The sequence below is a fragment of the Nocardiopsis sp. iso_25 genome, assembly GCF_056173305.1.
The window spans coordinates 432,646-459,569 of sequence record NZ_CM149667.1; the positions used below are offsets into that span (position 1 = coordinate 432,646).

The following is a 26,924-nucleotide window of genomic DNA, read 5'->3' on the forward strand; positions in this document are numbered from 1 at the left end:
CGTCAGGCGTTTCCGGGGTCCGGGCGCCCGGCGGCCCGCGCGTCGGCCTCGGAGGCGCGCAGCGCCTCGTTGATCCGCTGGGCCTCCTCCAGTTGGTCCTCCAGGATGATGATCCTGCACGCGGCCTCGACCGGAGTGCCCTCGTCCACGAGTTCGCGGGCGCGGGAGGCGATTCTGAGCTGGTAACGGGAGTAGCGGCGGTGCCCGCCCGCCGAGCGCAGGGGCTCGATCAGCCGGGCTTCGCCCAGAGCGCGCAGGAAGGCCGGTGTGGCACCGATCATCTCCGCCGCGCGGCCCATGGTGTAGGCGGGGTAGTCGTCATCGTCGAACCGGTCTTCGGTTTCGGGACGGGACAAGCGTTTCTCTTTCTCTCCTCATCGCACGCCGAGGGCCCCAGCGCCGAACAGCGCTGGGGCCCGAGAGTTCAACACCATCTACCGGCTGCTACCGGTCTTCCGCTTCCCGAGGTCGAACTGGGACGGGATCGCGGGGATCGCGGTTGTGTGACCGTGGACCACCTCTTCCGAACCGGGGCCTGCGGTACCCGAGCGGGACGTCCCCACACCCGGGCGATCCTCGATGGCATCTACTCCTCTCGATCTCACTGCGTACACTTCACACCTGCCGCGGCGTCCCCCGTGCCGGCGGGGCGCCGGTCCTGCGGTACTGCTCTACCTCTGTACTGCGGTCCTACCGGCTCCCGGCGTCTTGAAGCACGTGCACACCGGTCGAGCCGACCTGCTCTTTCACTGCGCGGCCCTTCCCGTGCGGGCGAAGAACCGGTCCTGCGGTACTGCTCTACCTCTGTACTGCGGTCCTACCGGCTCCCGACGCCGTATGAAAACCTCCGCGTCGGTCGAGCCCTACCGCGTTCTCCCTGTTGCCGCGGCGTCCCCCGTGCGGGCGGAACGCCGATCCTGCTCCCCACCGGCGTATCCGGTGGTCCACCTCGTGGATCTCTGTGGCTACGACAGGAAATGTATCAGCGCTTCAGGCGGATGTCTACTCTGGCCGATGTAGATTTCGGCGAGTCCCGCGTGCAGGTCCTCTGAGAGCGCCGCCTCAGCCCGCTCCGGCGGGCACGGGAGCCTCCAGGGAGGCCCGCAGTTGCTCGGCCAGCGGTTCGTCGAGGCTGTGCGGCAGGCCCCCGTGGCGGGGGTCCCGGCACGCCCGGCGGAAGGCGTCCGGGTCGCCGGTCAGCTCCGCGGTGGCGCTCCGGAGGTCCTCCAGCGCCCGGCGGAGGCGGTCGGGGGCGCTTCCCCACGCGGTCTCGTAGGCCCGGAGGGCGCGGAAGAAGCGGACGCACGCGAAATGGGTCGTCTCCCGGTGGTCGTGGCGCTGGATGTGCTCGGCCACCGCGCGGGTCCTGCGGAGTGTTGAAGGCATCGGATCACTGCTTCCTGAGGGGAGGGGCACGGACACTGCTCGGGAGTGGCGGCCCGGCCTGAGCCGGGCCGCCGGGCTCAGGCCCGGATGCTGCGGGGCCGGCCCTCGCCCGTGCCGACGCTGATCTTGCGCGGCTTGGCCTGCTCGGCGACCGGGATGCGCAGGGTCAGGACGCCGTCGGCGTAGTCGGCCCGGATGGCGTCGGTCTCCAGCGTCTCGCCGAGGAACAGCTGCCGCGAGAAGGTGCCGGTGGGCCGCTCGGCGACCACCACCGACTCGCGGTCGCGCACGGTGTCGGGGCGCTCAGCGGTCACCGTGAGCACGTTGCGCTCCACCTCCAGGTCGATGGAGTCGGCGCGCACGCCGGGCAGATCGAAGCAGACGACGAAGACATCGCCGTCGCGGTAGGCGTCGATCGGCATCGCGGCCGGTCGGGACGCCTCGCCCAGGATCCGCTGTGTCAGGCGGTCGACGTCCCGGAAGGGGTCGGTACGCATCAGCATCATGGAAACCTCCCTTGGCTCTGCTAGAAAACCTGATGCGAGCTGACGCAAGTTTTATACCTCAGTCTAGAGAGCTAAACAACTATGCCGGACAAAGATTTTCTCAAGCCGTGGGTAAGATGACGCTCCCGAAGGGAAGGACGCGCTGATGAGGGAACCGCGGCCGGATCCCGTCCGGGGCCTGTACACGATCTCCGTGGCCGCGGAGCTGTCGGGCGTCGCGCCGCGGAGCATGCGCGCCTACGAGGAGCGGGGCCTGGTCGCCCCGGCGCGCACCGAGGGCGGCACGCGGCTGTACAGCGACGACGACATCACCCGCCTGCGGCGGGTGGCCGAGCTGGCCGCCCAGGGGGTGAACCTCGCGGGGATCGGCCGGATCCTGGAACTGGAGGAGGAGAACACCCGGCTGCGCGGCGGCCCCGGGGGCGGGTGAGGCGGACGGGGACCGGCTCCGCCCGGACCCGGCCCGGACGCGGCGAGGGCCCCGGGAGCGGCTTAACCCGCTCCCGGGGCCCTCGCGCGGACTCCCGCCCGCCGTCTACCGGGAGGCGCCGTCCGGGCCGCCGTCGCCGTTCCCGCGCCTGGCCTCCAAGCGCTCGGCCAGCTCGTCACGGGCGATGAGCTCCTCGTCGATGCGCCCGGTCCGGTAGCCCACGCGGGCGGCGATGTGGCCCGCCACCGGGACGGTCACGATCTGGAACAGCGCCACCAGCAGCAGCGTTCCGGCGCTGAAGATGTTGGTCTCCACGGGGATCAGCCGGATGCCGATCCCCACCAGCACCAGCAGCAGCCCCAGGATCTGCGGCTTGGCGGCGGTGTGCATGCGCGAGAGCAGGTCGGGGAAGCGCAGCAGGCCCACGCCCGCCACGAGGGAGAGCATGGCCCCGGCCAGGATGCACAGGACCGCCACCCAGTCCAGGACGGTGATGAGCTGGTCGCTCACGAGGTCTCCCCCTTCTCCGGCCGCTCCGAGCCGGGGACAGCGTCGGTGGGCGTCGCGGAGGTCGGGTGGGCCTCGGTCGGCGTGGCGATGTGCTCCTGGTCCTCGTGCGCCCGCCGCGCGACGAACTTGGCGATGCTGACCGAGCCGACGAAGCCCAGCAGGGACAGGACCAGCAGCGTCGGCAGCACCGTGGGGTCGCGGGTGAAGGCCGCGTAGGCGCCCACGCCGACCAGCGCCGAGGCGAGCAGCACGTCTACGGAGATGGCCCGGTCCAGGATGCCCGGGCCGATGAGCATCCGGGTCACGCTCAGCAGCGCGGCCAGGCCGAGCAGGACGCCGATGACGATCCACAGGACGTTCACGGCCTCCCCCTCTCCCCGCCCGGCACGGACTCCCCGGCCCGCAGCGCGGCGATGTCCTCACGGGTGCCCAGTGCCATCACGATCCGCTCCTCCAGGTGCAGGACGTCCTCGCGCCCCTGCTCGATCGAGCCGTCGTCGTCCGCGCCCAGCACGTGCACGTACAGGGTCCGGTCGGGCTGGCCCACCTCCACGATCACCGAACCCGGGATGATCGAGCTGGCGATCGACACGCACACCTGCATCAGGTCGGAGTCGGTGCGCAGCCGCACCTCCACCACCGAGCTGTGCACGCGTCCGGGCGTGAAGGTCTGCACGGTCACCCGGAAGCTGGCCCAGACCATCCGGGCGAGCATGTACACCAGCAGCCGGAGCAGGTACAGCGGCCGGCACCGGAACCCCGGGGAGATCGGCGGCAGCGGGAACACCAGCATGATCACCACGGACACCAGGAAACCCAGGACCAGCAGGCCCAGCGACTCCGGGCGGAGCTGGAAGGCGTCGAAGAGCAGCATCCACACCAGCGTCATGCCGAGCGCCACCGGGATCTGCACCTTGCCCAGGCGCCTGCGCAGCGCGGTCAGGCCGATCCGCTTCTTCTCCTGCAGGCCGTTCACCGGTCGCCTCCCAGTACCGCCTCGATGTAGGGGCCGCGCGCCTGGAGCTCGACCGCCGCGTCCGAGGAGTACTCGATCAGCGGCCCGGCCAGCACCGTCAGGGCGATGCTGAACACCACCAGCGCCACCGTGGCGCCGACCATACTCCTGGGCAGGACGACGGACGTGACCACCGGCGTGGCCGCGGTCGAGGTGTCGCCCAGGCGGGAGGACGGGCCGACCGCCTCGCCGGGGCCCAGGGCCGCGGTGGAGGGGTCGTCGGCCTCGGTGTCCTCCAGCACGGTGCCGGGCTCGGCCACCATGCCCTCGGAGGGCGTGCGCCAGAACGCGTAGTTCCACACCCGGGCGATGACGTACAGGGTCAGCAGGCTCGTCAGCACCGACGCGCCCACCAGGGCGTAGGCCAGCGGCGTGCCCGCCTCCACCCCGGCCTGGATCAGGCCGAGCTTGCCGAGGAAGCCCGACAGCGGCGGGATGCCGCCCAGGTTCATCGCCGGGATGAAGAACAGGACCGCGAGTATCGGCGCGATCCGCACCAGCCCGCCCAGGTGGTCCAGCGAGGTGGAGCCGCCCCGGCGCTCGATCAGACCCGTGATGAGGAACAGCGTGGTCTGCACCGTGATGTGGTGCGCGACGTAGAACACCGCGCCCGCCATGCCCTGCTCACTGCCCAGGGCCACGCCGAACACCATGTACCCGATGTGGCTGATCAGCGTGAACGACAGCAGACGCTTGATGTCGGTCTGCGCGACCGCGCCCAGGATGCCCATGATCATCGTCGCCAGGGCCACGACCATCAGCAGGTCGTTGAGCTGCTCGCCCGGGAACAGCAGGGTCTGGGTGCGGATGATCGCGTACACGCCCACCTTGGTGAGCAGGCCCGCGAACACCGCCGTGACCGGCGCGGGCGCGGTCGGATAGGAGTCGGGCAGCCACGCGGCCAGCGGGAAGACCGCCGCCTTGATGCCGAAGGCGAACAGCAGCACGACCTGGAGGACCGCCCGCAGGTCCGAGGACAGCTCGGGCAGCCGCTCGCCGAGCTGGGCCATGTTCACCGTGCCGGTCGCGCCGAAGACCAGCGCGATGGCGATGAGGAACAGCACCGACGACACCAGGGACACCACGACGTAGATGGCGCCCGCCCGCATCCGGGACTGCGTGCCGCCCAGGGTCAGCAGCACGTAGCTGGCGGTCAGCAGGATCTCGAACCCGACGTACAGGTTGAACAGGTCACCGGCCAGGAAGGCGTTGGAGACGCCCGCCACCAGGATCAGGTAGGTCGGCTGGTACACCGACAGCGGCGCCACCTCGGCCTTGCCCGCCATGCCCTGGCCGATGGAGTACACCAGCACGGCCAGCGTGATCGCCGCCGACACCGTGACCATCAGCGCGGAGAGCCGGTCGGCGACCAGGGTGATGCCGATCGGCGCCTCCCAGCCGCCCACCTGCACGACCTGCGGGCCGTAGGCGTGGGAGCCGAGCATCAGCACGAGGCCGATGACCAGCACCAGGGCCAGCGAGATGACGCTGAGCGCCTGCTGGAGCCGGGGCCAGCGGATGCCGAGCGCCAGCTTCACCCCGGCCGCGAACAGCGGGAGCACCACCGGCAGCGGGATGAAGTAGTGCAGCAGACCGACGAAGTAGTCCGTCCCCATGGTCACTCGCTCCCTTGCAGGTCGCTGTCCTCGGCGCGGGCCAGGCGCTCGCGTTCGGCCCGCATGGTCTGGCGCGCCTGCCTGCGCTGCGAGCGGATGCGGCGGCGCAGCTCGCGCCACAGCTCGCGCTCGGCGGCGCGGTCGGCCCGCCTGTGCTCGCGCAGGCGCCTGCGCCCCTGGCGGATGCGCCCGCGCAGCTCCTGGACCTGCGCGGTCATCGACTCCGCGCGGTCGCTCAGGCGGCGCATGGTCTCGCGGGACTGCTCGTCCGGATCGTTCTCCTCCGCCTCCAGCTCGTAGCGGGCCAGTTCGGCCTGCGCCCGCGCGATCTCGGCCTTGATGCGGGCCTGTTCGGCCAGCTCCCGGGCGTCGGCGGTGGCGATGGTCGCCTGGAGTTCGGCCCGCTGGCGGCGGATGTCGGCCTGGAGCCTGCGGCGCTCCTTGAGGAAGCGCTGGCGCACCGCGCGGCGGCCCTCGCCCTGGACGATGCGCAGGTCCTCCGCGTCGTCCTGGACCTCGTCGTTGCCCTCCAACTGCCAGTTCCGGTAGGCCATGGCCAGCAGGAACGCGGTGATGCCGAGGGTGATGACGATCGCCGTCAGGATCATCGCCTGCGGCAGCGGGTCGGTCATCTCCTCCGGTTCGGTGAACCACAGGACCGGCGGCCCGCCGGGCTCGCCCGCCATGGACAGGATCATCAGGTTGACCCCGTTGCTCATGACGATGAAGCCGAGCAGCACGCGGGTGAGGCTGCGCTCCAGCAGGAGCACGACGCCCACCGCGACGAGGACGCCGACGATGACGACCAGGAGCAGGCTGGGGGACTCGTTCACGAGATGACCTCCTCTGGGCGTTCGGTGCCCCCGGTCCCGGTCCCGGTCTCGGTCCCCGAGTGCGCGGCGTCCCGCTCGATCTGCTCGTCGATGCGGGCGCCGAGGCTGCGCAGGATGTCCAGGATGAGCCCGATCACCAGCAGGTACACGCCGATGTCGAAGAGCATGGACACCGTGACGTGGGCCTCGCCCAGGATCCAGAAGTCGATGTAGGCGTCGCCCCCCGCCAGGACGTCGGTGCCGAAGATGGCACCACCCAGCGCGGTGCCGGTGGCCACGGCCAGGCCCGCGCCGATCAGCGCGCCCGGCTGCACCCACGCGGTGGCGTACAGCTCGAAGCGGCCTCCGGCCAGGTAGCGGACGATGAACGCCAGGCCCGCGACGATGCCGCCCGCGAAGCCGCCGCCGATGGCGGTGTGGCCGGTGAGCAGCAGGTACACCGAGATCACCATGATCACGGGGAACAGGAACCGCGAGACCACCTCGAAGATGACCGACCGGCGCTCGGTGGGCAGGGCGTCGGCGCCCGGCAGCCAGGTGCGCGCCCACCGGGGCTCGATGTGCATCCTGCGCGGGGCGAACCGCAGGCCGCCGAGGTCGAGGCCGCGCTGGCCGTCCGCGGGCGGCGGCGGTTCGGTGACCGACAGGGCCATCACCCCGCCCGGCGTCTTGCGCGGCTGGGCGCGGCGGCGCACGAACATCAGGCTGGCCACACCGGCGGCCGCGGCGGCGAGCACCGAGATCTCGCCCATGGTGTCCCAGGCGCGGACGTCGACCAGCAGGACCGAGATGATGTTGTAGCCGCCGGCCTCCTCGGCCGCGGCCGGGTAGCCCGCCGAGATGGAGGGCTCCTGGCGGCCCGCGAGGGCGAACCAGGTCATCGCGGCCACCAGGACTCCGGTGGCGGCGCCCAGGGCCAGGTTCCACACCCTGCGCCCGCGCAGCGCGGGCGCCGAGAAGCGGGCCGGGAAGCGGCGCAGCACCAGTACGAAGACCACCAGGCTGACGGTCTCCACGAGGAACTGGGTGAGCGCGATGTCGGGGGCGCCCATCAGGTAGAACAGGGCGGCGACGCCGTAGCCGCCGGTGCCCACGAGGATCACCGCGAACAGGCGGCGGCGCACGAACAGCGTCAGCAGGGCGGACGCGCCGATGATCACGACCGGGATGATCTGGACCGGATTGTCCCACAGGCGCACCGCGGGGTAGTCGCCCTCCCAGATCCGGCCGCTGACCATCCACCATCCGGCGGCGATGACCAGGGCGACCAGGATCGTGCCGAGGTAGACCGGCAGCGAACCGCGCTGGGTGCCGCCGGTGACCTGGAGGGCCAGGTTCTCCAGCGCGGCCAGCATCCGGCGGTAGACCCGGTCGGCGTCGGGCAGCGCGGTCCGCGTTCCCGCCCACACGATCTCGTGGCGGAACCGGAACAGCGCCAGGCCGCCCGCGACGCACACCGCCGACAGCAGCAGGGGCAGTCCCAGGCCGTGCCACAGGGCCAGGTGCTTGACGTAGTCGCCCTCGGCGACGGGGACGGTGTCGGCGTACACGGCCAGGAAGGGGTCCACGAGGGTGGAGAGCAGGCCGCCGAGCAGGCTGAGCCCGGCCAGGACCGCGGCGGGCGCCTGGAGGAGCGGGCCGGGGGCGTGGAGCGGCGTGGGCGGGACGTTCTCCTTGTCCCAGAAGGCGCCCCACAGGAAGCGCAGGCTGTAGGCGACGGTGAAGGTGGAGCCGATCACGATGCCCGCCAGGACGGCGATGTCGGCGGCTCCGCCGTGCTCGAAGGCGCCGAAGGCCAGTTCCTTGGCGGCGAACCCGAGGGTGGGCGGCAGGCCCGCCATGGAGGCCAGCGCCACGACCGAGGTCCAGAAGGTCACGGGCATGGAGGAGCGCAGGCCGGACAGCTCGCGCAGGTCGCGGGTGCCGGTGCTGTGGTCGATGACGCCGACCACCAGGAACAGCGGCGCCTTGAACAGCGAGTGCGCGATGAGCATCGAGATCCCGGCCAGGGCGCCGGCCTGCGTTCCGGCGCCCAGCAGGGTGATGAGGAAGCCCAGCTGGCTGATGGTGCCGTAGGCCAGGACGAGCTTGAGGTCGTACTGGCGCAGCGCCTTCCAGCCCGCGAGGACCATGGTGAGCGTGCCGAAGAACAGGGCCGTGTACTTCCACACGGCGACGTCGTGGAAGGCGGGGGTGAGGCGGGCCACCAGGTAGACGCCCGCCTTGACCATCGCCGCGGCGTGCAGGTAGCCGGAGACCGGCGTGGGGGCGCGCATGGCTGCGGGCAGCCACAGGCTGAACGGCAGCAGGGCCGACTTGGACATCGCGCCGACCATGATGAGCACGAGCGCGACGTTGACCAGGGCGCCGCCCGGCGGCGAGGCGACGATCTCGGAGATCACGTAGGTCCCGGCGATCTCACCGAGCATGATCATGCCCACGAGCATCGCCAGCCCGCCGAAGGTGGTGACGGTCAGGGCCGTCATCGCCGCCCGGCGGCTCTCCTTCAGCTCCGTGCTGTGCCCGATGAGCAGGTAGGAGAAGACCGTGGTCAGCTCCCAGTAGACGAAGAGCTGGATGAGGTCGTCGGCCAGCACCAGGCCCAGCATGGCCCCGGCGAAGGCGACGAACACCCCGGCGAAGCGCGCCAGACCGGGCTCGGAGTCGTCGAAGTAGCGGGCGCAGTAGACCAGGATCAGCGCGCCCACGCCAGCGGCGATGAGCGTCATGACCAGGCCCAGGGCGTCCATGTACAGGCCGAGCCGGAGGGAGAACTCCGGCGCCCAGGGGACGGAGACGGCGAGGGTCTCGCCCCGCATGATCGCGGGGATCTGGAAGAGGGCCCAGAGGGTGGACACACCCGGGACGACGGCGAGCGCGAGGAAGGCGTTACGGCCCCACTGGCGCACCAGTAACGGCGCGATCGCAGCTGCGATGAAATGCGCGATCAGCACTGTTGTCAATGCGCCCCTCCCGGACCTGTCCGGGCCCGCCCTGGTGTCGGACGGACGTCCACTGCCCCGCACCGTGTCCACAACCGGTCAGTGGACGAGAGGTGTCGCTACGGTTTGTGGGGGCATGGATGTATGTGAACTTGCGTGCTTTAGCTATTTAATAGCTAGACTACACAAACGTCAAACCACCGCGCGGATTGTGGACCCGCGGTGCCCGCCCAGCATGCGAGGACCGTTTCGTGCCCGACGAGACCCACGAACCCCGTGCCGAGCAGCACGGTTCCGAGCTTGAGGAGTTCCAGCGCGCCTGGACCGAACTCATCAACGCGGCGCTCCACGCCCGCTCGCGCAGCGGCCACGGCCACCGGGGTGCCGAAGATCTCACTCTGACGCAGGCGCTCCTGATGGAGGCGGTGCGCGGCATGGACACCCCCAGCGTCGGCGCCGTCGCGCACATCGTCGGTGTCTCGTCCCCCTCCGCCACCCGCATGATCCAACAGCTGGAGCGCAAGGGCATGATGGCGCGCCGCCGCTCCGAGCGCGACGAGCGCAGCACCGTGGTGACCCTCACCGAGGAGGGCGAGCGGGTGCTCGCGATCCGCCGCAGGGACATGGAGCGCAAGCAGCGCCAGGTGTTCGACGCCATAAGGCCGTCGCTGCGCCCGATGGTGCTCACCCTGCTGCGCGACCTGCGCGAGACCCTCGACGAGACCTGAGGCGCCCGGGGCCCGCGGGGCCCCCGGTACGGGTCCGGAGCCCCTGTCCGCGGGGCGTCTGCCGTCGGCAGATCTGCCCCGGGCCGAAACGGTGGAAGTCTCCCTCCCCGCCGCCGCAGGCTGGGATCACCGGCCCACGGGGGCCGGGGAAGGGAGAGTGCCATGCCGACCCATACCGCCGTCTCGGTCGAGACCTCCGGCGGTGCCTTCGACGACCAGCTGGCCGCGCGCCTGCTGCACAGCCGCGTCGTGCTGCTGGGCACGCAGGTGGACGAGGCCAGCGCCAACCGCGTGTGCGCGCAGATCCTGCTGCTCGCCGACGAGGACCCCCGCAGGGACATCACGCTGGCCGTCAACAGCCCCGGGGGCTCGGTGTCCGCCGGGCTGGCCATCTACGACGTGATGAACTTCGTGCCCAACGACGTGTCCACCCTGGTCATGGGGTTCGCGGCCAGCATGGGCCAGTTCCTGGCCTGCGTCGGCACGCCGGGCAAGCGCTACAGCCTGCCGCACGCGCGGATCATGATGCACCAGCCCTCCGGGGGCCTGGGCGGGACGGCCGCCGACATCGCCATCCAGGCCGAGAACCTCGCGCACACCAAGCAGACCATGGTGCGGCTCATCGCCGAGCACACCGGCCAGACCGAGGAGACCATCTCCCGGGACCAGCACCGCGACGCCTGGTTCACCGCCCAGGAGGCCAGGGAGTACGGGTTCGTCGACCACGTGGTCGCGTCGGTCGCGGAGATGGACGGCGGCGGTCTCCGGCTGGGCGCCGGGGCGCCCGGGTTCGCCACGTACGCGAAGGGGGAGGACCGGTGAGCGGTCGTTACACGGTGCCGATGGTGGTGGAGCGCACGCCCCACGGCGAGAGGTCCTTCGACGTGTTCAGCCGACTGCTGTCGGAGCGGATCGTCTTCCTGGGCACGCCGATCGACGACGACGTCGCCAACGTGGTGATGGCGCAGATGCTCCACCTCGACTACGAGTCGAGCGAGACCGACATCCAGCTCTACATCAACTCGCCGGGCGGCTCGAACACCGCGCTGACCGCCATCTACGACACCATGCGGTTCGTGCGCGCGGACGTGGCCACGGTGTGCATGGGCCAGGCGGCCTCCGCCGCGGCGGTGCTGCTGGCGGCGGGCACGGCGGGCAAGCGCACGGCCCTGGAACACGCGCGGGTGCTGCTGCACCAGCCCTCCGGGGAGGGCCAGGGCGTGGCCGCCGACCTGGAGATCCAGGCCGAGGAGATCCTGCGGGTCCGCTCGCAGGTGGAGGAGATCCTGGCCCGGCACACCGGGCAGACGCAGGAGCGGCTGCGCGCCGACACCGACCGGGACAAGATCTTCACCGCGCAGCAGGCGAAGGAGTACGGCCTGGTGGACGGGATCATCACCACCCGCCAGGCGCACCCGGCGGCGGGGAGGGCCGCCGCCTAGGGAACCGTCCGGAGTCGGGGGTGGTACCTCCTCGGGCCTCCGCTTCGCTTCGTCCCGTGTTCGGGCGCCCGAAGCGCGGGAACCTTCGGTGTCTTCGGCGGGTTGGCTCGTTCCTCGCCAACCCGCCTCCGCCACCTCCAGAACCCCGCGGGCGCCCGAACGGTACCCCTTTGGGCCTCCGCTTCGCTTCGGCCCGTGTTCGGGCGCCCGAAGAGCGGGAACCTTCGGTACCTCTCGTGCGATGGCTCGTTCCTCGCGATCGCACGTCCGGTACCTCCAGAACCCCGCGGGCGCCCGAACGGTACCTTCTTGGGCCTGTGCTTCCTACGCTCCGCCTTGCCGCCCTCAGGCGGCCAGCGACAGGACCCGGGCCTGTTGGGCGGGCGCGGCGGCGGGCCGGTAGTCGCCCAGACCGGTGCCGGTCCGGGTCAGCCGGGCTGGCACGGTGCGCTCGTACAGCTCGCCCAGCACGTCGGACAGGCTCAGCCCCAGGGAGCGGTAGACGGCGGCGAGCACCTCGGAGGAGGCCTCCTTGCGCCCGCGCTCGATCTCGGACAGGTAGGGCAGCGAGACCTGGGCGTCCTCGGCCACATCGCGCAGCGTGCGGCCCTGTTCGGTCCGGACGCGCCGCAGCAGGTCGCCGATGAGGTCGCGCATGAGGGGTTCCGGCGGCTCCTCGGCGCGCCTGCCCGCACGGGCCTCGTCCAGGGAACTCAGGACGTCGGTCATCGGGCCTCCACGGTTGTCGTGCGCGACGGTCTCACCCGACGAGCCTACGCCGCGGCGGTCCCGCGGGGGAGTGCGTCCGCGGGCGTTCTGCGAAGGGCAGAACCGTCCGGGCCGCGCGCGTCGCATCCGCTGTCGGGCACCCCCGCCCCCGCGCCGCGGGGCCGGAGCCGCGGCCGAGGAGAGCCGGTGCCCCCGAGGAGAGAGGCCGGGGTTGTGGACGCGACCGCCAGGACAGCCGGAACAGGGAGCCCGTCCCGGGAGGGGTTCTCGGCCGCGCGCTGACCCGCCGACTCGGCGGCCACCGGGCGCTCTGGACGACGGCGCTGGTCGTGGCGTCCCCGGCCCTCGGGATCACCGCCCTGACCGCGCTCACGGCCGACCCCGCGCTCGGCGTGATCGCCGCGGGGGACCTCGTCGCGCCGCTGGCCGAGGGCGTGGCGCTCCTGTCCCTCGCCGCCCTGCCGGCTCTGCCGATGACCGTCCTCTACGCCGCCCTGCGCGTGGACCGGCCGATGCCCGAGTCCATCACGCGCGGCCTCCTAGCCCTGGCCCTCCAGGCGGTCACGACCTGGTAGCCGACCAGGCCATGGCCGGGCACGGAACGCGCAAAACCTTGGTCCCGGGGGTGTGTCCGGCGTTTCCTCACCGTCATCGAGCGGGCAGGGGGTGAGGGCGTCAACATCCGGGAGGAACAGATGGAGATCACCGGAATCATCAGTGCGATCATCGTCGGCCTGATCGTCGGCGCACTGGGACGCCTCATCGTCCCCGGCAAACAGCACCTGCCGATCTGGCTGACCCTGGTCCTGGGCATCGTGGCCGCCTTCATCGGCGGTTGGATCGCCGCGGGGCTCTTCGGCGCCGGATGGATCATCACGCTGATCATCCAGGTGCTGGTGGCCGCGGCGATCGTCTACCTCGCCGACGGCTTCTACTCCAGGGGAGCCAGGGGCCGCACCGCCTGACAGTGAAGACGTAGACGGCACCGCCGCCGCACCGGAGGCCGACCCGTGGGGTCCGCCTCCGGGCGGCGCCGTCCCGTGCCGCTAACCGAGGGCCTCGTCCACGCCCACGGCCCGGCCCAGGCGCACGGAGGCCTCGGCGGCCTCCAGCACGGCCACCACCTCCCGGCCGAAGCGCACGTCGCAGGGGTCGCCGACCTCCCCCTCGACCTGCGCCAGCAGCCGGTCGACCGCCGTGCCGAAGGCCTGCACCGGGCTCCGGTCGCCGCCGGGCACCGGCACCCAGCCCCGCTCGCCGTGCAGCACGACCTCGAAGGCCTTGGCCTCGGGCGCGGCGTCCACGGTCACCGCGAACGAGCCGACCGCGCCGTTCTCGTGCCGCGTGAGCATGTGCACGGTGTCGCGCGGACCGGCCATCGCCATCACCTGCGTGACCGGGCCGAGCACGGGCAGCACCAGCGACAGCACGTGCGGGCCCACGTCCCACAGGCCGCCCTTCCGGCGACGCCAGCGCGAGCCGCCGTAGGGGTTGCCGGGCTCGAAGATCGAGGCGAACAGCGTCGCCCGCACGCCGTGCCAGCCGCCCTCCGCCGCGGCCGACTCCACGAACTCCACCACGTTGTCCGAGAAGCGGCTGGTGAAGAAGACCACGGACGCCAGCCCGCGCGCCTCGGCCTCGGCGACCACCGCGTCCGCCGCCAGGCTCGACAGCGCCAGCGGCTTGTCCAGCAGCAGGTGCTTCCCCGCCCGGGCGGCCCGCAGGGCCAGGTCGCCCTGGATGTGGGGCGGCAGCGCGATCGCCACGGCGTCCACGTCGTCCAGCAGCGCCTCGAAGTCCTCGTACGCCCGGGTCCCGTAGCGCTCGGCGAGGGCCGCCGCCTTGGCCGCGTCGCGCCCCCACACCCCAGCCAGGGTGGCGCCGGGGTGGGCGTCCAGCGCCGCGGCGTGCGTCTCCGCGGCCCAGTAGCCGGTGCCCAGCAGACCGAACCTGAGTCCCATGCGTGCTCCCTCGTCCCTTGTGTCCACCGTCTCACCATTGTCCATGGAAGCGCTCCCACAATCCCGGGCGGGGCCGACCGTCCGCGGCTCCCCGACCGGCGCCTCAGGGGTGCAGGCGGCGCGCCCCCGCGGACGGCAGGGCACCGAACGCGCTCGGCTCCTCGAAGCCCCGTTCCCGGTAGGCCTCCAGCACCGCCTTCCCGCAGGCCTCCACGCGCTCGGTCTCCACCAGGGCGACCACACACCCGCCGAAGCCGCCGCCGGTGATCCTGGCACCCAGCGCGCCCGCGGCCAGCAGCGCGTCCACCGCGGTGTCCACCTCGGGCACGCTCACCTCGTAGTCGTCGCGCAGCGAGGCGTGGGAGGCGGTGAGCAGAGGCCCCACCTCCCGGACGCGACCGGACCGGAGCAGGTCCACTGCCCGCAGCACCCGCTCGTTCTCGGTCACCACGTGGCGCACCCGGCGGCGGGACACGTCGTCGGGCAGCGCGGCCAGGGCGCCCGACAGGTCGGTGACGTCGCGCAGGGCCGCCACCCCCAGGACGCGCGCGGCCTCCTCGCACGAGCGGCGGCGCTCGGCGTAGGCGCCGTCCACGTGCCGGTGCGGGGCGCGGGTGTCCACCACCAGCACGGTCAGCCCGTCCGCGGAGGGGTCGAAGGGCACCTGCTCGGTCTCCAGGGTGCGCGTGTCCATGAACAGGGCGTGCCCCTCGGTGGAGAGCATGGACGCGGACTGGTCCAGGATGCCGCAGGGCATGCCCACGAAGTCGTTCTCCACCCGCTGGGCCAGCCGGGCCACCTCGCCCGGCGCGAGGTCGGCCCCGTACAGGGAGGCCGCGGCCATGACGGCCGCGCACGACAGCGCGGCCGACGAGGACAGGCCCGCCCCGCTCGGGACCGTGCTGTCCACCAGCAGGTCCAGCCCGCCCACCGCGCGGCCCTCGTCCCGCAGGACCCACAGCGCACCGGCGGGGTAGGCGGCCCACCCCTCCACCGCGCCGGGGACCAGGTCCTCCACCGGGGCCGCGTACTCCTGCGGCGACTGCCGGGAGACCAGCCGCACCCGCCCGTCCGTCCGCCGCGCGGCCGAGGCCGTCAGCGCGTGGGGCAGGGCGAAGGGCAGCACGAACCCGTCGTTGTAGTCGGTGTGCTCGCCGATGAGGTTGATCCGCCCCGGCGCGGTCCACACACCCTCGGGCCCGTACCCGAACGCCGAATGGAACGCGGTCGTCACGTCGTCCACGAGGTCCTGCCTTCCTGCTGTGCGATGGGGGTCAGGCCGTGCCGCGCCGCGCCAGGACGAACTCCCAGGCGTCGGCGACGGTCTCGTCCAGCGTGCGCCCCGGCGTCCAGCCCAGCTCCCGGCGGGCCCGGTCGTTGGCCGCGACCAGGACGGCCGGGTCGCCCGCCCGGCGCGGGCCGTCCACCACGGGCACCGGGCGGCCGGTCACCCGCCGGACCGCCTCGATCACCTCGCGCACGCTGTGCCCGCCGCCGGTGCCCAGGTTGTGCACGCGGAAGACGCCCGGGCGCACGCTCTCCAGGGCGCGCAGGTGCGCGTCGGCCAGGTCGGCGACGTGGAGGTAGTCGCGCACCGCCGTCCCGTCCCGGGTCGGGTAGTCGGTGCCGAACACGCTGGCGTGCCCGTCCCCCTCGGCGGCCACCCGCAGCAGGTTCGGCACCAGGTGCGTCTCGGTCTCGTGCCGCTCCCCGAAGCCCAGGTGCGCCCCGGCCACGTTGAAGTAGCGCAGGCTCACCGCGCCGACACCGTGCGCCGCGGCCCACGACTCCAGCATGTGGTCGACGGCGAGCTTGCTCGCGCCGTAGGGGCTGGTGGGCGCCGCCGGGTCGGTCTCGCGGATCGGCGCGTCGCCCGCGGGGTCGCCGTAGACGGCGGCGCTGGAGGAGAAGACCACGCGCCCCGCGCCGTGGCGCCGCACGGCCTCCAGCAGCGCCAGCGTTCCCGACACGTTGGTGTGCCAGTACTTGCCCGGGTCCGCCACCGACTCGCCCACCAGGGACTTGGCGGCGAAGTGCAGTACGGCGTCCACGGACGGGTCCAGCACGTCGGCGGCCTCGCGCACGTCGGCCACCACCAGCCGGGCCCCCTCGGGTACGGCGTCCGCGTGCCCGGTGGACAGGTCGTCCAGGACGGTCACCGCGTGACCCGCCCGCAGCAGCAGGGCGGTCACCACGCTTCCGACGTACCCGGCGCCCCCGGTGACGAGCAGTTTCACGGCGCGACCTCCCGCAGCCGCTCGGCGACGGTCTCGGGCGCGACGTCGCTGATGAACGCGCCCATGCCGGACTCGGTTCCGGCCAGGTACTTGAGCTTGCCCGGCGCGCGCCGCACCGAGAACAGCTCCAGGTGCAGGTGGGCCAGGTCGCGCCGGTCGCGCACGGGCGCCTGGTGCCAGGCGGAGATGTAGGGCAGGGGCGCGTCGTAGAGCGCGTCGAAGCGGCGCAGAACGTCCAGGTAGAGGAGGCCGAAGTCCTCGCGCTCCTCCTCCGACAGCGCGGGCAGGTCGGGCACCTGCCGGTGCGGGTACAGGTGCACCTCCACGGGCCAGCGGGCCGCGGCCGGGACGAAGGCCGTCCAGTGCTCGGTCCTGGCCACCACCCGGACACCGGCCTCCTGCTCGGCGCGCAGCACGTCGGCGAACAGCGAACCGCCGGTGCGCCCGCGGTACTCCTCGGCGGAGTCGAGCATCCGCCGGGTGCGCGGGGTGACGAAGGGGAACGCGTAGATCTGCCCGTGCGGGTGGTGCAGTGTCACCCCGATCTCGGGCCCCCGGTTCTCGAAGCAGTACACCTGCTCCACGCCCGGCAGCGCCGACAGCGCCTCGGTCCGGTCGATCCAGGCGGCCATGACCGTGCGGGCCCGCTCAGGGCCCAGGTCGGCGAAGGACGCGTCGTGGTCGGAGCCGAAGACGAGGACCTCGCAGCGGCCCGCGGCCACGCGCCGGGACGGCTCCAGCTCCCCGACCCCCTCCAGGACGCGGCCGTCGTCGCGCACCAGCGAGGGGAAGCGGTTCTCGAAGGCGACCACGTCGTAGGAGGCGGCCGGGACCTCGGTCAGGCGCCCCTCCGCCGAGGGGCACAGCGGGCAGTCGCGGCTGGACGGCAGGTGGGTGCGGCCCTGCCGGTGGGAGGCCACCACCACCCACTCGCGCAGCAGCGGATCGAAGCGCATCTCCGCGCCCGTCGCGGACGGGGGCAGCTCGCGCAGGTCGGGCGCGGGTTCACGGGCGGTGTCGCCCTCGTCGAAGTAGACGATCTCGCGGCCGTCGGCCAGCCTGGCCGAGGTCCTCCTCATCCGTCCTCCCTCTTCCTCGGTCGCACGTCGGCGACCACCAGGCGGCCCACGTGCTCGGTCAGCGCGGCCCGGACGGCCGGGTCGGTTCCGGAGTCGGTGACCAGCACGTCGCAGCGGTCCAGCGGCGCGATGGTGCTGATCCCGACCGTGCCCCACTTGCTGTGGTCGGCGGCGACCACGAGGGAGGCGGCGGCCTCCACCAGGGCGCGGTTGGTCTCGGACTCCATGAGGTTGGGCGTGGTGAACCCGGCGCGCTCCTGCATGCCGTGCACGCCCAGGACGAGGACGTCCAGGTTGAGGCCGCGCACGGAGGCGAGTGCGAGCGGGCCCACGAGCGCGTCGGAGGGCGTGCGGAAGCCGCCGGTGAGCGCCACTGTCTGGTCGGGCCGCGCGGCCCGGTGGAACACCTCGGCCACCCGCAGCGAGTTGGTGACGACCGTCAGCCCCGGCGTGTCGGCGAGGTACTCGGCGACGGTGGCGGTCGTGGTGCCCGCGGACAGGCCCACGGCGCTGTGCGGCTCGACCAGCTCGGCCACGGCCCGCGCGATGGCGTGCTTCTCGTCCTCCTGGCGGGTGGACTTGGCCTCGAAGCCGGGCTCCTCGGTGCGCGCGCCCTCGGGCGCGACGGCACCGCCGTGCACCTTGCGCACCTCGCCCCGGCTCTCCAGGGCGTCGAGGTCGCGGCGCACGGTCATGTCCGACACGGAGAGGCTCTCGACCAGGTCGGCCACCCGCACCGCCCCGCTGCGCCGCACCTGTTCGAGGATCAGCTCCTGCCGTTGCGCGGCCAGCATCCGCCCCCCAGGGATGATCGAAAATGTAGGAATCTGTTGGATCCAGTGTTCCAGGTTCCCCTCCGGTGTCAATGGTACCCGTCCTGCCGCCGGAAAACTGTTGGAAAACGTTGGGACCTGTTGACAGGGCAGGGGGTGCGTGTCGAACATATTAAAACGTTCGTGTGACCGCCTTCACATCATTTCACCCCCCGTTCGAAGGAGGCCCCCATGCACCACGGACCACCGGGAACGCCCGGCCCGCCAGGGCCGCAGGCGCCGCCGGGAACACCGGACCCGCCGGGCCCGAGGCGCCGCACCCTGCTGCGCGGCCTGGCCGGAGCCGGAACGCTGCTGGCCCTGCCCGCCCTGGCCGGCTGCGGCGCGGGCCGGCGCGGCGACCCGAACCTGGTCACCCTCGCCTCCAACCGCGCCAACCCCGCCCAGCGCGAGGCCGTCGCGGAGAGCGTCGGGCTCTTCGAGGCGGACTCCGGGCTGACCGTGGAGGTCAACACCTTCCAGTCCACCGCCTTCCAGGAGAGCATCAACAACTACCTCCAGGGCACCCCGGACGACGTCATCGGCTGGTTCGCGGGCTACCGGACGCGCTTCTTCGCCGAACGCGGCCTCATCAGCGACGTCTCCGAGGTCTGGGACCGCCACTTCGGGGACGTCTTCACCGACCAGGTGCGCAGGCTGTGCACGGCCGACGACGGCAGGCAGTACATCGTCCCCGACTCCACCGCGCCCTGGGCGGTCTTCCACCGCAGGAGCGTGTTCGAGGAGCACGGCTACGAGGTCCCCGCCAACCGCGCGGAGTTCGAGGAGCTATGCGCGCGCATGCGCGCGGACGGGCTCGAACCACTCGCCTCGGGCATCCGCGAGGGCTGGCCCGCGATGGGCATGTTCGACCACCTCAACCTGCGGCTGAACGGCCCCGAGTTCCACCTGGAGCTGCTCAACGGCGACCACTCCTGGGACTCCGCCGAGGTCAGGAGCGTCTTCGGCACCTGGGCCGAGCTGCTGCCCCACCACCAGCCCGACCCCCTGGGCCGGGGGATCAACGAGGCGCAGACCGCCCTGGTCCGGCGCGAGGCCGGGATGATGCTCTGCGGCATGTTCATCACCCACGTCTTCCCCGAGGGGGAGGACCTGGACGACCTGGACTGCTTCGCCTTCCCCGAGTTCGACCCCGCGATCGGCGCCGACGCCGTGGAGGCGCCCATCGACGGGTTCATGCTCTCCGGCGACCCGCGCGACCCCGACGGGGCCCGCGAACTCGTGGGGCACCTGGGCACCCTCCGGGCCCAGGAGATCTACACCGCCATCGACCCGCAGGCGCTCCCCACCCACCTGGACGCCGACACCAGCGGGTTCAGCGCCCTCGACGCCAAGGTCAACGACATGGTCGCCAACGCGGGAGCGCTCACCCAGTACATGGACCGGGACACCCGCCCCGACTTCGCGTCCGTCGTCATGATCCCCGCGCTCCAGCGCTTCCTCGAACAGCCGGACGACATCGCCGACCTGACCGCCAGCATCCAGCGCCAGAAGGTCTCCATCTTCGGTGGCTGAACCCAGAAGGGAGAGCAGGTGTGGTGTCGAACGCCCCCTCACCGCCTCGAAACCCGACCCCGGGGTCCGCACAGGCCTCGCCCGGCCGGTCCCCGCGCGCACGCGGGAGCATGCGCCACAGCCAAGGGGACCGGATCGCCCTCGGCCTGATGCTGGGTGTGCCCGCCCTGCTCGTGGTGGGCCTGGTCTGGCTGCCCGCGATGGCCACGGTCATCCTGTCCTTCACCCTCTTCTTTTCTCATTCGGCCACGTGGTGACGTTGTGTGGTGCTACGTTCACATCGACACCGCGCTCGTATGGATGTTCGATCCAAGCCATGGCAAGGGGGTGAAGGCGTGGTCGAGGTCCACCGTGGCCACACAGCCCGCCTCGCCCTGTCACCCGAGCAGGCGTGGAAGCTCGATGCTCAGGCCCATGCCGCCCGTGCTCTGTGGAACTTATTGCACGACTGGTGGACCATGGTGGGTGAGAATCGGTATGTGTTCCCCAAGGACGCCGACGCGGTCATTCGACAGGCTCGCAAGGACCTCGATTGGCTGGCGCTGCTGCCCGCTCAGGCCGCACAGGCAGTACTGAAGACCTACGTTCAGGCGTGGAGGAACTGCTGGGAGGGTCGAGCCGACGCGCCGATCTTCAAAGCACGTCTCCGGTCGCCGATGACAGTGGACATTCCCCAGGGCCAACATCTGAACACCGTCCGCGTGCACCGCCGCTGGGGCATGGTCAACGTTCCCAAGGTCGGCCGGATCCGGTTCCGTTGGACCAAGGGCCTGCCCGTGGGCAAGCACGCCGATGCCGACAACCGCATCACCGGAGCACGGCTGGTCAAAGACGCCCTGGGCTGGCATATCGCCTTCCGTGTCCGCGCTCTGGGGGAGGACCCCCAGCCCCACCCCGGCGGTGAGGTCGGTATCGACGTGGGCGTGACCGTGCCTCTTGCCCTGTCTGATGGTAACCACCATGACCACGGTCGTCCGCCCAGGACCGAAGACGGGGAAGCCGACCGCGACAAGTGGCTGACCAACGAGGAGAAGTCGGAACTTCGCCGACTTGAGCACTGCGCGGCACACCGCAAAAGCCTCCGCAAACGCGGGGAGAAGACCTCCCGACGGCTGTCGGGGACCTATGACCGGATCCGGGCGCTTCGTGCGAGAGCCAAGCGCAGGCACCTGGACTGGCAGCACAAGACCACCATCGCCATCGCCACCCTCTACGGCACCGTGGTGGTGGAAGACCTCAACATCGCGAACATGACCCGCTCCGCCCGGGGTACCGTCGAACGGCCGGGGAACAACGTGCGAGCCAAGACCGGGCTGAACCGCTCCATCAGCCAGGAGGCGTGGGGCCGCACTGTGACCCTGCTGACCTACAAGCTGGCCCAGCGTGGCGGTGCCCTGTACAAGGTGCCCGCTCGCCACACCTCTCAGCGCTGTTCGATGTGCGGCGTCACGACTCCGAGGAACCGGGAGTCCCAAGCGGTGTTCGTGTGCAAGAACGCCATGTGCGGGTGGGAAGGCAACGCCGACCACAACGCCGCACGCAACGTCTTGCATTTGCATCGGATGGGCCTTGCGCCTGTCCCGGCTGCCGGGAGGGCAGTCGACAGACGCGCCCGACGCGTCAAGCCCGCCACCGCGAGGTAGACGGGAATCTTCTGGCCTCCGAGCCGAAGAGCACTCCAAAACGACTTCTTCTGGGCGCCGGCGCTGCTGTCCAGCGGGGACAAGCTGCCCATCACGACCGCCCTCCAGAACCTCCAGAGCGCCTTCTTCGTCGACTACAACCTGCTCTCGGCCGGGTCGATCATCGTCGCCCTGCCCACGCTCGTCGTGTTCTTCGCGCTGCAACGCCACTTCGTCGCCGGACTCACCCTGGGAGCGAGCAAGGGATGACCCACCACACCGTCAGCCTGCGCGCGGCGGGGGCCGCCCTGGTCCTCGCCGTGCCCGAGACCGGACTCCCGCACGTCCTGCACTGGGGCGCCGACCTGCCCGACTCCGAGGGGCTGGCCGCGGCCGCGGCGCCCTCCGCCGCGCACAACGACGTCGACGAGCCCCAGCGGCTGTCCCTGGTGCCCGTCCAGGGGGAGGGCTGGCGCGGCCACCCCGGGATCTCCGGGCACCACGAGGGCCGGGCGACCTTCCCCGACTGGACCGTGCGCGAGGTCCTGGTGGACCCGCTGGAGGACGCCGCCCCCGGTGCGGGCGGCGCCCTCACGGTCCTGGCCGAGGCCGCGGGGGTCGCGCTGCGCTGCGAGCTGCGCATGGAGGCCTCCGGACTGGTCCGCGCCCGCAACACGGTCACCAACACCGACGCGGCGCCGTGGACCCTGGACGCCCTGCGGGTCACCCTGCCCCTGCCCCGCGAGGCGGGCGAGGTCCTGGACCTGACCGGCCGCTGGTGCCGCGAGCGCTCCCCCCAGCGCCAGGAACTCACCACGGGCACCCGCCTGCGCGCCTCGCGCCGGGGCCGGACCGGGCACGACGCCGCGCTGGTCCTGGCCGCCGGGACCCCCGGGTTCGGGTTCCGCCACGGCGAGGTGTGGGGCGTGCACACCGCCTGGAGCGGCGACCACGTCCACCTGGCCGAACGCCTGCCCGAGGGCGCCGGGCAGGCCGACGCCGTGCTCGCGGGCGGCGAACTGCTCCACCCCGGCGAGGTGCGCCTGGACCGGGGCGACTCCTACTCCACCCCGTGGGTGTTCCTCTCCTGGTCCGACCGGGGCCTGGACGGGATGTCCGCGCGGATCCACCGCTGGCTGCGCGCCCGGCCGGGCCACCCCCGCACCCCGCGTCCGGTGGTGCTCAACACCTGGGAGGCCGTCTACTTCGACCACGACCTGACCACTCTCACGCGGCTCGCCGACACCGCCGCGCGGATCGGCGTGGAGCGGTTCGTGCTGGACGACGGCTGGTTCCGGGGCCGCCGCGACGACACCGCCGGACTCGGGGACTGGACCGTGGACACCGGGGTGTGGCCCGAGGGCCTGCACCCGCTCTTCGACCACGTGCGCTCCCTGGGCATGCAGGTCGGGCTGTGGGTGGAGCCGGAGATGGTCAACCCCGACTCCGACCTGGCCCGCGCCCACCCCGACTGGTTCCTTACCGCCGAGGGGCGCCCGGCCCCGCCCAGCCGCCACCAGCAGCTCCTGGACCTGTCCCGCCCCGAGGCCTTCCGGTACGTGTTCGAGCACCTGGACGCGCTGGTCACCGAGTACCGTCCCGACTACCTCAAGTGGGACCACAACCGCGACCTGCTCGAACCCGTGCACGCCCCCACCGGCGCCGCCGGTACGCACCGCCAGACCCTGGCCGTCTACGCGCTGCTGGACCGGCTGCGCGCCGGGCACCCCGGCCTGGAGATCGAGTCGTGCTCCTCCGGCGGGGGCCGAGTGGACCTGGGGATCCTGGAGCGCACCGACCGCGTGTGGGCCTCCGACACCAACGACCCCCTGGAGCGGCTGGCCGTCCAGCGGTGGACCTCCCTGCTGCTGCCGCCCGAACTGGTCGGCAGCCACGTCGGCGGGCGCACCGCGCACACCACCGGCCGCGACGCCGACCTGTCCTTCCGCTGCCTGACCAGCCTGCTGTCCCACGCCGGGATCGAGTGGGACGTCACCCGCTGCACCGAAGACGAGCTGACCGCGCTGGCCTCCTGGATCGCGCTGTACAAGGAACTGCGCCCGCTGCTGCACTCGGGAGAGGCCGTGCACGCCGACGCGCCCGACCCCGCCGAGCAGCTCGACGGCGTGGTCGCCCCGGACGGGAGCGAGGCGGTGTTCCGCTACGCACGGCTGGCCACCTCCGTCCGCGCCCTGCCGGGGCGGGTCCGGCTGCCCGGCCTGCGCGAGGACCGCGTCTACCGCCTGACGTGGCGACCGGAGGCGGGCACCCCCTCGACCATGCAGCGCGTGCTCCCGGAGTGGTTCGCCGACGGCGGGGCCGCCGTGTCGGGGGCGGTGCTCACCCGCTCGGGCGTGCAGCTGCCCAACCTCAACCCGTCCCAAGCCCTGCTCCTGCACCTGAGGGAGGCCTGACGTGCCCGCCATCCGCAAGCCCGCCTACCTGGAGGCCTTCGCGCCCTCCGAGGGGGCCCTCGCGCCCCGCGCCCGCTTCTCCTCCGACGCCCCGTCCCTGGACCTCAACGGCACGTGGCGGTTCCGGCTGCTCGACCGCGCGCCGGCCGACACCGACGGGTTCGAGGAGTCCGGCCACGACGACTCCGGCTGGTCCGAGCTGCCGGTGCCCGCCCACTGGCAGATGCACGGCCACGGCGCCCCCGCCTACACCAACATCTCCTACCCCTTCCCGATCGACCCCCCGTACGTGCCCGACGACAACCCGACCGGCGACCACCGGCGCGTCTTCGACCTGCCCGGGGAGTGGCCCGAGGGGTCGGCGGTCCTGCGCTTCGACGGGGTGGACTCCTGCTTCCGGGTGTGGCTGAACGGCACCGAGCTGGGCTTCTCCACCGGGAGCCGCCTGACCGCCGAGTTCGAGGTCGGCCACCTGCTGCGCCCGGGGAGCAACACCCTGGCGGTGCGCGTCCACCAGTGGTCGGCGGCCAGCTACCTGGAGGACCAGGACATGTGGTGGCTGTCGGGGATCTTCCGTGACGTCACCCTCCTCGCCCGGCCCGCCGACGGGGTCGGCGACCTCGCGGTGAGCGCCGCCTACGACCACACCACGGGCACGGGGACCCTGCGCGTGGACGTGGCCGGAGCCGCCGACGCCCTGGTCAGCGTTCCCGAACTGGGGCTGGTGGACGCAGCCGCCGGTGTGGACCACGGGGTCGGCGCGGTCGAGCCGTGGTCGGCGGAGGAACCCCGCCTGTACGACCTGGAGGTGCGCACACCTGGGGAGCGGGTCCGGACGCGGACGGGTTTCCGGACCGTGGAGGTCTCCGGCGGTCTCCTGCGGGTCAACGGCCGCCCCCTGCTGCTGCGGGGCGTGAACCGCCACGAGTGGCACCCCGACCACGGCCGCGCCGTGCCCCGGGAGACCATGCGCGAGGACGTGCTGCTGATGAAGCGGCACAACGTCAACGCCGTGCGCACCAGCCACTACCCGCCCCACCCGGACTTCCTCGACCTGTGCGACGAGCTGGGCCTGTGGGTCGTGGACGAGTGCGACCTGGTGACCCACGGGTTCGAGGAGGTCGGCTGGCGCGGCAACCCCTCCGACGACCCGCGCTGGCGCGGGGCCTACCTGGACCGGATGCGCCGCACCGTCGCGCGCGACCGCAACCACCCCAGCGTCGTCCTGTGGTCCCTGGGCAACGAGGCCGGAACCGGGGAGAACCTGCGGGCCATGGCGGAGTGGACCCGCGCGCACGACCCCTCCCGGCCGGTCCACTACGAGGGGGACCGCGACAGTTCCTACGTGGACGTGTACTCGCGCATGTACGCGCCGCACGATGAGGTGGACGCCGTCGGCCGCCGGGAGGAGGCGCCGACCGCCGACCCGGCCGCTGACGGGCACCGGCGCGGACTGCCGTTCGTCCTGTGCGAGTACGGGCACGCCATGGGCACCGGCCCCGGCGGGCTGGAGGAGTACCAGCGGCTCTTCGAGGAGCACGAGCGCTGCCAGGGCGGGTTCGTCTGGGAGTGGATCGACCACGGGGTCCGCCGCCGCGAGCCGGACGGCACCGAGTGGTTCGCCTACGGCGGCGACTTCGGTGAGGCGCTGCACGACGGCAACTTCGTCGCGGACGGCCTGCTGCTGCCCGACCGCACGCCCAGCCCCGGGCTGGAGGCCTACGCCAAGACCGTCGAGCCGGTCCGCGTGGCCCCCGACCCGGCCGCCGGTACCGTCCGCGTCACCAACACCTGGGACTTCCGGGACACCTCCGGCCTGGCCTTCGTCTGGCGGGTCGAGGGGGAGGGCACCCTGCTGGGGGAGGGCGCCCTGGACGTGCCCGTGCTCGCCGCGGGGGAGAGCGCCGAGGCGGCGCTGCCCGCGTTGCCCGAGCCGTCCGGGGAGACCTGGCTGACCGTGTCCGTCCGGCTGGCCGGGGACCAGCCCTGGGCCCCGGCCGGGCACGAGCTGGCCTGGGGACAGGCCGAGGTGGGAGCTTCCGGGGAGCGGGGCGCGGCAGCGCCGGGGGAACCGGGCGCGCGGGCGGTGGCGGAGGGGGCCGCTGTGCTCGCGCCGTCCGCCGCGGGGAGCGGGTCCGCCCCGCCTCCGCCGTCCGCCGCGGGGAGCGGGTCCGCCCCGCCTCCGCCGTCCGCCGGGCAGGACGGCGTCGTGCGGATCGGCCCGGGTCTGCTGGACGCGGGGACCGGCGCGCTGCTCTCCGTCGGCGGCCTGCCCGTGGACGCGCCGGTCGTGGACCTGTGGCGCGCCCCGACCGACAACGACGTGGCCCGGCACGGGGACTCCGTCGCCGTCCCCTGGCGGGCGGCGGGGCTGCACCGGCTCACCGAGCGCCTGCTGTCCACCGGCTGGGAGGACGGCGCGTTCGTGGTCCGGACGCGGCTGGCCCCGGCGGCGCAGGAGTTCGGCATGCGCGCCGACTACCGGTGGGCCGCCGACGGGGAGCGCCTGCTCCTGACCGTGGAGGCCGAGGCGGAGGGGGAGTGGCCCTGCCCGCTGCCGCGCTTCGGCGTGCACGTCGGCCTGCCCGCGACCCTGGGCGAGGCGGAGTGGTTCGGCCGCGGACCCGGGGAGGCCTACCGGGACGTGTCCCAGGCCGCGCGGGTCGGCCGCTTCTCCAGCACGGTCGACGGCCTCCAGACGCCCTACCTGCGGCCCCAGGAGAACGGCAACCGCACGGACGCCAGGTGGCTCGTCCTGCGGGCGGCGGACGGGACGGGCCTGCGGGTGGAGGGCGACCCGGTGTTCGACTTCACCGCGCGCCGCTGGGACACGGCGGCGCTCGACGCGGCCGACCACCCGCACGAACTGGTCCCCGGCGACCGGGTCCACCTGCACCTGGACCAGGCGCACCAGGGCGTCGGCTCGGCCTCGTGCGGCCCCGGCGTGCTTCCCGCCCACCGCCTGACGGCCGGGAGCCACCGGCTCCGGATCGCCCTGGCCCCGCTGGGCTGAGGCCCCCGGCGGCGGTCGCCGCGCGCGGCGGCGGTCCCGGGCGGCACCACCGCCGCGACCGCCGCCGGGGAGCCCCGCGTCCGGGGTCGGGAATCCGCGGAGGAGGGGTGGCC

Annotated in this window: 26 protein-coding genes and 1 pseudogene; 12 read left to right on the forward strand and 15 right to left on the reverse strand. The window is 72.7% G+C overall.

Annotated elements, in window-relative coordinates:
* Positions 1-2: 2 nt before the first annotated feature.
* From AC0VX6_RS01970 to AC0VX6_RS01980, 3 genes are all read right to left on the reverse strand, one after another.
* Positions 3-356 (reverse strand): MerR family transcriptional regulator, encoded by a 354-nt coding sequence (locus AC0VX6_RS01970; protein ID WP_212641769.1) that lies wholly within the window; start codon positions 354-356, stop codon positions 3-5.
* Between the two features lie 706 nt (positions 357-1,062).
* Positions 1,063-1,386 carry a hypothetical protein gene (locus AC0VX6_RS01975; protein ID WP_212641768.1) on the reverse strand — a complete coding sequence of 108 codons (324 nt, stop codon included), beginning with the start codon at positions 1,384-1,386 and terminating at the stop codon, positions 1,063-1,065.
* Between the two features lie 77 nt (positions 1,387-1,463).
* Positions 1,464-1,892 carry an Hsp20/alpha crystallin family protein gene (locus AC0VX6_RS01980; RefSeq protein ID WP_274975958.1) on the reverse strand — a complete coding sequence of 143 codons (429 nt, stop codon included), beginning with the start codon at positions 1,890-1,892 and terminating at the stop codon, positions 1,464-1,466.
* A 145-nt stretch (positions 1,893-2,037) separates the two neighbouring features.
* Between AC0VX6_RS01980 and AC0VX6_RS01985 the strand changes: the two genes are divergently transcribed.
* Positions 2,038-2,322, forward strand: coding sequence for a MerR family transcriptional regulator (locus AC0VX6_RS01985; RefSeq protein ID WP_212641767.1), 285 nt, complete (start codon positions 2,038-2,040; stop codon positions 2,320-2,322).
* Between the two features lie 105 nt (positions 2,323-2,427).
* On the opposite strand, the gene mnhG is transcribed toward AC0VX6_RS01985, so the two are convergent.
* The 6 genes from mnhG to AC0VX6_RS02015 are packed head-to-tail and all read right to left on the reverse strand — an operon-like array spanning position 2,428 to position 9,250.
* Positions 2,428-2,832 carry a monovalent cation/H(+) antiporter subunit G gene (mnhG, locus tag AC0VX6_RS01990; RefSeq protein ID WP_475467276.1) on the reverse strand — a complete coding sequence of 135 codons (405 nt, stop codon included), beginning with the start codon at positions 2,830-2,832 and terminating at the stop codon, positions 2,428-2,430.
* Positions 2,829-3,194: a monovalent cation/H+ antiporter complex subunit F gene (locus AC0VX6_RS01995; protein WP_274975961.1), complete on the reverse strand. Its 366-nt coding sequence runs from the start codon at positions 3,192-3,194 to the stop codon at positions 2,829-2,831. The genes mnhG and AC0VX6_RS01995 overlap by 4 nt, the downstream gene beginning before the upstream one ends.
* On the reverse strand, positions 3,191-3,808 hold the full coding sequence (locus tag AC0VX6_RS02000) for a Na+/H+ antiporter subunit E (protein WP_475467277.1): 618 nt from the start codon (positions 3,806-3,808) through the stop codon (positions 3,191-3,193). Before AC0VX6_RS02000 ends, AC0VX6_RS01995 begins: the two co-directional genes overlap by 4 nt.
* A complete protein-coding gene (locus AC0VX6_RS02005) occupies positions 3,805-5,463 on the reverse strand; it encodes a Na+/H+ antiporter subunit D (protein ID WP_274978024.1) in 1,659 nt (552 codons plus the stop codon). The genes AC0VX6_RS02000 and AC0VX6_RS02005 overlap by 4 nt, the downstream gene beginning before the upstream one ends.
* Before the next feature lie 2 nt (positions 5,464-5,465).
* Positions 5,466-6,296, reverse strand: a complete 831-nt coding sequence (locus AC0VX6_RS02010; RefSeq protein ID WP_013155883.1) for a Na(+)/H(+) antiporter subunit C — start codon at positions 6,294-6,296, stop codon at positions 5,466-5,468.
* On the reverse strand, positions 6,293-9,250 hold the full coding sequence (locus AC0VX6_RS02015) for a Na+/H+ antiporter subunit A (protein WP_475469243.1): 2,958 nt from the start codon (positions 9,248-9,250) through the stop codon (positions 6,293-6,295). The genes AC0VX6_RS02010 and AC0VX6_RS02015 overlap by 4 nt, the downstream gene beginning before the upstream one ends.
* A 239-nt stretch (positions 9,251-9,489) precedes the next feature.
* Here AC0VX6_RS02015 and AC0VX6_RS02020 point away from each other — a divergent pair, with 239 nt between their 5' ends.
* The 3 genes from AC0VX6_RS02020 (at position 9,490) to AC0VX6_RS02030 (ending at position 11,408) form a co-directional block, all read left to right on the forward strand.
* On the forward strand, positions 9,490-9,966 hold the full coding sequence (locus AC0VX6_RS02020; protein WP_274975963.1) for a MarR family winged helix-turn-helix transcriptional regulator: 477 nt from the start codon (positions 9,490-9,492) through the stop codon (positions 9,964-9,966).
* 162 nt (positions 9,967-10,128) lie between these two features.
* Complete coding sequence (locus AC0VX6_RS02025; protein WP_274975964.1) at positions 10,129-10,788, forward strand: ClpP family protease; 660 nt, start codon at positions 10,129-10,131, stop codon at positions 10,786-10,788.
* Positions 10,785-11,408: an ATP-dependent Clp protease proteolytic subunit gene (locus AC0VX6_RS02030; protein WP_212641761.1), complete on the forward strand. Its 624-nt coding sequence runs from the start codon at positions 10,785-10,787 to the stop codon at positions 11,406-11,408. The genes AC0VX6_RS02025 and AC0VX6_RS02030 overlap by 4 nt, the downstream gene beginning before the upstream one ends.
* Positions 11,409-11,753: 345 nt before the next feature.
* Here the strand turns inward: AC0VX6_RS02030 and AC0VX6_RS02035 are convergent, their stop codons facing one another.
* Positions 11,754-12,137, reverse strand: coding sequence for a helix-turn-helix domain-containing protein (locus tag AC0VX6_RS02035; protein ID WP_274975965.1), 384 nt, complete (start codon positions 12,135-12,137; stop codon positions 11,754-11,756).
* A gap of 329 nt (positions 12,138-12,466) precedes the next feature.
* Between AC0VX6_RS02035 and AC0VX6_RS02040 the strand changes: the two genes are divergently transcribed.
* A complete protein-coding gene (locus AC0VX6_RS02040; RefSeq protein ID WP_274975966.1) occupies positions 12,467-12,712 on the forward strand; it encodes a hypothetical protein in 246 nt (81 codons plus the stop codon).
* Positions 12,713-12,832: 120 nt separating this feature from the next.
* A complete protein-coding gene (locus AC0VX6_RS02045) occupies positions 12,833-13,102 on the forward strand; it encodes a GlsB/YeaQ/YmgE family stress response membrane protein (protein WP_274975967.1) in 270 nt (89 codons plus the stop codon).
* Between the two features lie 81 nt (positions 13,103-13,183).
* Here AC0VX6_RS02045 and AC0VX6_RS02050 read toward each other — a convergent pair whose 3' ends face one another.
* The 5 genes from AC0VX6_RS02050 to AC0VX6_RS02070 all read right to left on the reverse strand — a co-directional run bounded on the left by AC0VX6_RS02050 (position 13,184) and on the right by AC0VX6_RS02070 (position 18,208).
* The gene (locus AC0VX6_RS02050; protein WP_475467278.1) at positions 13,184-14,098 is read right to left on the reverse strand and encodes a Gfo/Idh/MocA family protein; all 915 of its coding nucleotides are present in this window, start codon (positions 14,096-14,098) and stop codon (positions 13,184-13,186) included.
* Between the two features lie 103 nt (positions 14,099-14,201).
* Positions 14,202-15,341 carry a galactokinase gene (gene galK / locus AC0VX6_RS02055; RefSeq protein WP_475467279.1) on the reverse strand — a complete coding sequence of 380 codons (1,140 nt, stop codon included), beginning with the start codon at positions 15,339-15,341 and terminating at the stop codon, positions 14,202-14,204.
* A gap of 31 nt (positions 15,342-15,372) precedes the next feature.
* Complete coding sequence (gene galE / locus AC0VX6_RS02060) at positions 15,373-16,335, reverse strand: UDP-glucose 4-epimerase GalE (protein WP_274975970.1); 963 nt, start codon at positions 16,333-16,335, stop codon at positions 15,373-15,375.
* Positions 16,332-17,414 carry a galactose-1-phosphate uridylyltransferase gene (gene galT / locus AC0VX6_RS02065; RefSeq protein WP_475467280.1) on the reverse strand — a complete coding sequence of 361 codons (1,083 nt, stop codon included), beginning with the start codon at positions 17,412-17,414 and terminating at the stop codon, positions 16,332-16,334. The genes galE and galT overlap by 4 nt, the downstream gene beginning before the upstream one ends.
* Complete coding sequence (locus AC0VX6_RS02070; RefSeq protein WP_212641754.1) at positions 17,411-18,208, reverse strand: DeoR/GlpR family DNA-binding transcription regulator; 798 nt, start codon at positions 18,206-18,208, stop codon at positions 17,411-17,413. The genes galT and AC0VX6_RS02070 overlap by 4 nt, the downstream gene beginning before the upstream one ends.
* A gap of 210 nt (positions 18,209-18,418) precedes the next feature.
* Here AC0VX6_RS02070 and AC0VX6_RS02075 point away from each other — a divergent pair, with 210 nt between their 5' ends.
* The 6 genes and pseudogenes from AC0VX6_RS02075 (at position 18,419) to AC0VX6_RS02100 (ending at position 26,811) form a co-directional block, all read left to right on the forward strand.
* On the forward strand, positions 18,419-19,762 hold the full coding sequence (locus tag AC0VX6_RS02075) for an ABC transporter substrate-binding protein (RefSeq protein WP_475467281.1): 1,344 nt from the start codon (positions 18,419-18,421) through the stop codon (positions 19,760-19,762).
* Between the two features lie 110 nt (positions 19,763-19,872).
* Positions 19,873-20,019 (forward strand): hypothetical protein, encoded by a 147-nt coding sequence (locus AC0VX6_RS02080; protein ID WP_274975973.1) that lies wholly within the window; start codon positions 19,873-19,875, stop codon positions 20,017-20,019.
* A gap of 78 nt (positions 20,020-20,097) precedes the next feature.
* Positions 20,098-21,405 (forward strand): RNA-guided endonuclease InsQ/TnpB family protein, encoded by a 1,308-nt coding sequence (locus AC0VX6_RS02085; protein ID WP_475467282.1) that lies wholly within the window; start codon positions 20,098-20,100, stop codon positions 21,403-21,405.
* Between the two features lie 33 nt (positions 21,406-21,438).
* Positions 21,439-21,654 (forward strand): annotated as a pseudogene (locus tag AC0VX6_RS02090) (carbohydrate ABC transporter permease); the annotation flags it as partial.
* A complete protein-coding gene (locus tag AC0VX6_RS02095; RefSeq protein WP_475467283.1) occupies positions 21,651-23,798 on the forward strand; it encodes an alpha-galactosidase in 2,148 nt (715 codons plus the stop codon). The pseudogene AC0VX6_RS02090 and the gene AC0VX6_RS02095, both read left to right, overlap by 4 nt.
* Before the next feature lies 1 nt (position 23,799).
* A complete protein-coding gene (locus tag AC0VX6_RS02100; RefSeq protein ID WP_475467284.1) occupies positions 23,800-26,811 on the forward strand; it encodes a glycoside hydrolase family 2 TIM barrel-domain containing protein in 3,012 nt (1,003 codons plus the stop codon).
* The last annotated feature ends 113 nt before the right edge of the window (positions 26,812-26,924 follow it).